The organism is Methanomicrobiales archaeon (genome assembly GCA_030019205.1).
In the GTDB taxonomy this organism is placed as follows: domain Archaea; phylum Halobacteriota; class Methanomicrobia; order Methanomicrobiales; family JACTUA01; genus JASEFH01.
Window position 1 is genome coordinate 1 of sequence record JASEFH010000066.1, and the last position, 1255, is coordinate 1255.

Here is a 1255-nt window from a genome sequence, read left to right on the forward strand (position 1 = left end):
CGACCTTAATAGTGGCTCCTTGTGGCTTATTATTGGCATATACGGATAGGAGCCGCTCGTACCTTAGATCTTTCGGTCGATAGGACAGTGCCTCAATTCTGAAGGGTTTCTACAGAGCCAATAATTTGACTCATTTATATATCATCGAAAAGATAATTGTATTTCAGCTGAAGGGGGGAGATATTGCATCACATAGCAATTGTGCATTTGAGTCTGTAAGGAGTCTGTAAGTATAGAGACAGTATCGTCCTTTATTAGGAGGTCATCCCAAAACTCTCCCGATCATCACGGCACAGGCCAGATATATGAGCCCCAGGAATGAATGTTCGTACCGTTCGTAGCGAGGAACCAGCTTCTTGAAGGCCTCGATCCAGCTGAAGAACCGTTCAATCGCCCCTCGTTTCTTGTAGAGATCCCGATTGAACCAGACCGGTCGTCCTCGCTTGGGGGATTTCCGGCTTCTCGGATTGACGGGAATGTTGCTCTTGATACCTCGTTTTCTCGAGTATTGTCGGATCTCGTGGGAATCGTAGGCTGCATCTGCGGAGATGACTGCAGGCTTCTCCGTGGTTCCGGGAATCGCGAATGCGGCAACCGTTGGTGCATAGAGCTGTGAATCGTGGATATTCGCCGGAGCGACCAGACAGGCCAAAGGGAGTCCCTGTTGATCGACCAGGGCGCTGAGCTTATTCCCTTTCACCTTCTTATAGCCATCATAGCCGATAGTTCCCCCTTTTTCGCAGGAATATCCTTGGTATCGGTGATGCAGTGGACGAGCTCAAGTTTCTGGAGATCGTAGCCCGACTGGAGAAGGTCGAGGAAGATCGCCTGATAGGCTCCCCGCTTACAGAGTTCGAGGTGGTACCGGTGTACCGTCGATTTGGTCCCGTATTTCTCGGGGACATCGCTCCAGGCGCACCCGGTGGTCAGGACGGAGAAGATCCCATTGATGAGCGATCGGGGATCCCGCCGGGGTCGGCCGATGTGGGGTTTCTGCCGGGGAAGATGCTTCCGGATAATCTCCCAGAGATCGTCGTCGATTTCCTGGAATGCCATGCCCCGGGCTTAGGATCCGCAAGGGTCTTATAATTTTGGGATGTCCTCTAGATTTAATTGATTTTATAAATACCCTAAGTTCGGGCTCTGTAGAAACCCTTCAGAAGTGAGACACTGTACCGTCGACCGAAAGATCTAAGGTACGATGGCTCCTTGTACTTATATGCCCATACAATCCAAGGAGCCGATCCTAAGGTCA

At 50.8% G+C, this 1255-nt stretch carries 2 protein-coding genes; both read right to left on the reverse strand.

Translation table 11 applies throughout. The annotated features are described in order from the left end of the window. Positions 1-262: 262 nt before the first annotated feature. On the reverse strand, positions 263-700 hold the full coding sequence (locus tag QMC96_13320; GenBank protein ID MDI6877733.1) for an IS5 family transposase: 438 nt from the start codon (positions 698-700) through the stop codon (positions 263-265). Next, entirely contained in the window at positions 697-1056 is a 360-nt protein-coding gene (locus QMC96_13325) for a transposase (protein ID MDI6877734.1), read from the reverse strand. Before QMC96_13325 ends, QMC96_13320 begins: the two co-directional genes overlap by 4 nt. Positions 1057-1255: the final 199 nt, after the last annotated feature.